This is a genomic window from Dietzia sp. HMSC21D01 (assembly GCF_001815995.1).
Classification (GTDB): Bacteria; Actinomycetota; Actinomycetes; order Mycobacteriales; family Mycobacteriaceae; genus Dietzia; species Dietzia cinnamea.
On sequence record NZ_KV824094.1, the window covers coordinates 1 to 4735 of the forward strand.

The window sequence follows — 4735 nt, forward strand, 5'->3', positions numbered from 1 at the left end:
CCCACCCCGCGGTGCGCGCGAGACGCCATGGCCAGGAGCGGCTGCGTGAGCGGCCCGGCTCAGGCGTGAGTCGACGCCCCGGGCCGCTGCACCGCCGGCCGGTCGAGGTGCACCGAGAACCGGCGTACGAGCGCCTTCCAGACCAACGGGCCGCCCACGACCAGCACCAGCGTGATGATTCCGATCAACAACGGCGAGGCGCCGAGCATGGCCGAGGCCGTCACGGCGAGCACGATCGTGATGCCGCGGCGGATGAGCCCACCCGGCACGCGCCCGGCGAACCTGGAGCCGAAGAACGTGCCGATCGCCCCGCCGATGAGCAGCGGCACGAGCAGGTTCCAGTCGACCACCAGCCGCAGCGCGGCGAGCGTCGGGTAGAGCAGCATGATGCACATCATGATGACGGTGCCCGAGCCCACCGAGGTGATGCCCACCATCAGTCCGCCGATCACACCGACGAGCAGCGTGAGCACCGGCTTGACCGGCGGGTAGGGATCGTCACCGGTGCGGATGCGCCCGGACATCTCGAAGAACGCCCGCAGGAAGTACGCCGTCGACGCCACGATGAGGGTCGCGCCGATGGCCTTCTTGAGCATCCCCTGCACGTCCTCGGCACCGATCGCGTGCACGAGCCACGCGCCGAGGTACGCCGTCGGCACCGAGCCGATGATCAGCCAGAGGGCGATCTTGAGATTGGGTTTACCGTGCCTCCAGTGCACGCCCGCGCCCACGACCTTGTTGACCGCGTTGACAACCAGGTCGTTGGCGACGGCCGCCGTCGGTGGGATGCCCACGAGGATGAGCGCCGGCGTCATGAGTGCGCCGCCGCCCATCCCCGTCAGGCCGATCACCACGCCGATGACGGCGCTGACGACCAGCAGGCCGAGCGAGTCGTAGGTCCACAGGGCCTCGGGCACCGGCTCAGATTCCCAGGATGGAGCTGAGGATCCGCTGCGCGACCTCTTCTGCGGTGCCGTCCTCGGGACGGATGTGCAGGTCCGGGGTCAGCGGCGGCTCGTACGGCGCGGAGACGCCGGTGAACTCGGCGATTTCGCCCGCGCGCGCCTTGGCGTAGAGGCCCTTGGGGTCGCGGGCCTCGCACTCGGCCAGCGGGGTGTCCACGAACACCTCGGTGAACGGCAGGCCGGCCTTGGCGTGGACCTGGCGCGCCGCGTCCCGGTCGGCGCGCATGGGCGAGATGAGGGAACAGATGACGACGACGCCGGCATCGGCGAACAGCGCCGCCACCTCGGCGGTGCGGCGGATGTTCTCCGCCCGGTCCTCGGCCGAGAACCCGAGGTCGACGTTGAGGCCGTGGCGCAGGTTGTCGCCGTCGAGGATGTACGCCGGATGACCGGACTCGATGAGCAGACGCTCGACCTCGGAGGCGATGGTCGACTTGCCCGAACCCGACAGGCCCGTCAGCCACAGGGTGCGGCCCTGCCCGCGGTCGCCGCGCTGGACGGCCCCGGCGTGCCAGACGACGTTGGAACCGGTGGTGGCGGGCCCGATGATCATGCCAGCACCCACCGTGTTCCCGGTGATCTCGTCCACGAGGATGAACGCGCCCGTGTCGCGGTTGCGACGGTAGGGGTCGTACATCAGCGGCGTCTGCGTGCGCAGGCCGATGCGCCCGATCTCGTTGAGCTGGAGCTCGGTGGAGTCGGGGTCGCGGTGCAGCGTGTTGACGTCGAGCCGGTACTCCATCCCCGTCACGATCGCCTTGGTCTCGCGCGTCGTGTGCTTGACGATGTAGCGCTTGTTGGTCTCGAGGGTAGTGTCGTCGGCGAACCAGCAGACCATGGCCTCGAGCTCGGTGCCCTGGTGCGGCCGGTTACCGGGCCGGGCGATCATCTCGCCGCGGACGATGTCGATCTCGTCGTTCAGCGCGATCGTCACCGCTGCGGGGGCCGCGGCCTCGTCCAGCTCCGCCCCGCCCGGGCCCCAGATCGCCTTGACCGTGGACTGCCGCCCGGACGGCATGACCACCACGTCGTCGTCGACCTTGATGATCCCACCCGCGACGGTTCCGGCGAAGGACCGGTGATCCAAGCCGTCGGCGCGCTGGGGGCGGATCACGTACTGCACGGGGAACCGGACGTCGGTGAGGTTCCGGTCCGAGGCGATGTGCACGTTCTCGAGATGGTCGAGCAACGCCGGGCCCGTGTACCAGGGCATGGCGTCCGAGCGGTCCACCACATTGTCGCCCCTGAGCGCCGAGAGCGGCACGAAGGTGACGTCGTGGACCTCGAGCTTGGCGGCGAAGTCGGTGAACTCGGTGCGGATGGCCTCGAAGGTGGCCTCGTCGTAGTCCACCAGGTCCATCTTGTTCACGGCCACGACCAGGCGCGGAATGCCCAGGAGTGCGGACAGGAACGCGTGGCGGCGGGTCTGCTCGAGCACACCCTTGCGGGCGTCGACGAGGATGATCGCCACGTCGGCCGTCGAGGCACCGGTGACCATGTTGCGCGTGTACTGCACGTGGCCCGGGGTGTCCGCGATGATGAACTTGCGCCGCGGGGTAGAGAAGTAGCGGTAGGCGACGTCGATCGTGATGCCCTGCTCGCGCTCGGACCGCAGCCCGTCGGTGAGCAGCGCGAGGTCGGTGTACTCGTCGCCGCGCTTGGCCGAGGTGGCCTCGATGGAGGCGAGCTGGTCCTCGAAGATGCCCTTGGAGTCGAACAGCAGCCGGCCGATGAGCGTCGACTTGCCGTCGTCGACGGAGCCGGCGGTGGCGATGCGCAGCAGCTGCGCGTGCTCGGCCATGGTCTGCAGCTGCTCGGCGGCGCTCTCGGCGGCGGCCGGCGCGGTGTCCGTGGTGGGGGTGCTCATCAGAAGTAGCCCTCCTTCTTGCGGTCTTCCATGCCGGCCTCGGAGATCCGGTCATCGGCGCGGGTGGCGCCGCGTTCGGTGACGCGGGTGCCCGCGACCTCGGCGACGACGGCGGCGTTGTCGGCGGCGTCGGACTCGACGCAGCCCGTGCAGGTGGCGTCGCCGACGGTGCGGAAACGCACGAGCTCAGTGCGCGCCTCCTCGTGCGGCAGCGTCTCCAGGAAGCGGGTCTTGGCGAGGAGCATGCCGTCGCGCTCGATGACCTCGCGCTCGTGGGCGTAGTAGATCGGCGGCAGGTCGATGTCCTCGCGCTCGATGTACTGCCAGATGTCCAGCTCGGTCCAGTTGGACAGCGGGAACACGCGGATGTGCTCGCCCTTGCGGTGCTTGCCGTTGTACAGCTTCCACAGCTCGGGCCGCTGGGCGCGCGGGTCCCAGGCGCCGAACGCGTCGCGAAAGGAGAAGACGCGCTCCTTGGCGCGGGCCTTCTCCTCGTCGCGGCGGGCGCCACCGAAGACGGCGTCGAATCGGTTCTCCTGGATCCCGCGCAGCAGGGCGGTGGTCTGGAGGCGGTTGCGGCTCGCGCCGACCCCCGTGTCCTCGACCACGCGGCCGGCGTCGATGTCGTCCTGGACGTGGGAGACGAGCAGCTGGACACCGGTCTCCTCGACCACGCGGTCGCGGTAGTCGATGACCTCGTCGAAGTTGTGGCCGGTGTCGACGTGCATGAGCGGGAACGGCATCGGCGCGGGCCAGAAGGCCTTGCGGGCGAGGTGGAACATCACCACCGAGTCCTTGCCGCCGGAGAACAGCATCCCCGGGCGTTCGAACTGTGCGGCTACCTCGCGGAAGATGTGGACGGACTCCGCCTCGAGCGCGTCGAGATGCGAGAGCGTCACCGCCGACCTCGTCGTCATGCGACCTCCAGTGTCGTGGGCTGGCCGGCGGACCGGACAGCACGGCAGACCGATCTGTCTACCTTCGGGCGTCCGGACCATCCTGCGCCCGCCCCGCCCGGTTTTCCATCTCGCCGAGGGCAATCACCCCCGCCCCGTCGAAACTCCGACATATGATGACGGATATGCGACACGAACCGACCCACCGGGTGCTCGCGGCGCTCCGCGCGCTCGCCACCGACGGCCCGCCCCTGCCGTTGACGGAGATCGCCAGGATGGCCGGGGCGAGTCGCTCGACCCTCCACGCGGTCCTGGCGGAGATGGACGCCCAGGGGTGGGCGGAGAAGACGCGGGCCGGGTGGCGGGCCGGGCCGGCACTGCGCGAGGTGGGCGCGGCGCTGGCCACGGAGGTCGACCTGGTCCGGGCCGCGCGCCAGCCGCTCGAGGCCCTGGCGGACGCCACCGGGATCGCGGCGGTGGTGTTCGAGGTCCGCGACGGGATGGCCGAGGTCGTCGACTCGGTCGGCGCCGGCATGCGCACCGCTTCCCGGGAGGCGCTGCCCGTCGGCCACGTGGTGCCGGTGCGCGCCCCGTTCGCCCGCGAGCTGGCGGCCCGACTACCACTGGGCGAGCAACGTCAGTGGCTAGCCGACGCGGCGGGGCTGACCACCGCTGCGCGCGACCGGCTCGAGGTGGCGCTCCCGCAGATCGCGCGACGTGGCTGGTCCATCGAGCGGCTCACCCCGGCCCGCCGTGAGCTGCTGCGGATGGCCGACTCGTTGGAGACCTCCGGCATCGGCGCCCTGGTCCGCGACCGCGTGTCCGAGCTGTTCGTCGAACTCTCGGAGATCGACGTGACCGACGCCGAACTCAGCGGCGCCGCGGACCTGGCCGTGGCCTCGGTGGCGGCACCGGTGCTGCGGGCCGACGGGCGGGCGGTCGGGTCCGTGGCCGTCGCCCCGGGTCGCCGGATGACGGGCCGTGCGGTCTCCCGGGCTGTCGAGGCC

4 protein-coding genes are annotated in these 4735 nt (G+C 70.8%); 1 reads left to right on the forward strand and 3 read right to left on the reverse strand.

Annotation, left to right across the window (positions count from 1 at the left end; translation table 11 throughout):
- Positions 1-59 precede the first annotated feature (59 nt).
- Genes HMPREF3086_RS15430 through cysD form a run of 3 tightly spaced genes read right to left on the reverse strand, consistent with a single transcriptional unit; the run spans position 60 to position 3749 of the window.
- Entirely contained in the window at positions 60-917 is an 858-nt protein-coding gene (locus tag HMPREF3086_RS15430) for a sulfite exporter TauE/SafE family protein (protein ID WP_070722794.1), read from the reverse strand.
- A 4-nt stretch (positions 918-921) separates the two neighbouring features.
- Positions 922-2832: a sulfate adenylyltransferase subunit CysN gene (cysN, locus tag HMPREF3086_RS15435; protein WP_082767766.1), complete on the reverse strand. Its 1911-nt coding sequence runs from the start codon at positions 2830-2832 to the stop codon at positions 922-924.
- Positions 2832-3749 (reverse strand): sulfate adenylyltransferase subunit CysD, encoded by a 918-nt coding sequence (gene cysD / locus HMPREF3086_RS15440; RefSeq protein WP_061229344.1) that lies wholly within the window; start codon positions 3747-3749, stop codon positions 2832-2834. Before cysD ends, cysN begins: the two co-directional genes overlap by 1 nt.
- A gap of 164 nt (positions 3750-3913) precedes the next feature.
- Here cysD and HMPREF3086_RS15445 point away from each other — a divergent pair.
- Positions 3914-4735 (forward strand): helix-turn-helix domain-containing protein (locus tag HMPREF3086_RS15445; protein ID WP_070722796.1); only part of this gene is annotated, 822 nt, incomplete at its 3' end.

Excerpts from the sequence above, each read along its gene's own strand:
- cysN (WP_082767766.1), bottom strand. The coding sequence starts at position 2,832 with ATGAGCACCCCCACCACGGACACCGCGCCGGCCGCCGCCGAGAGCGCC.
- cysD (WP_061229344.1), bottom strand. The coding sequence starts at position 3,749 with ATGACGACGAGGTCGGCGGTGACGCTCTCGCATCTCGACGCGCTCGAG.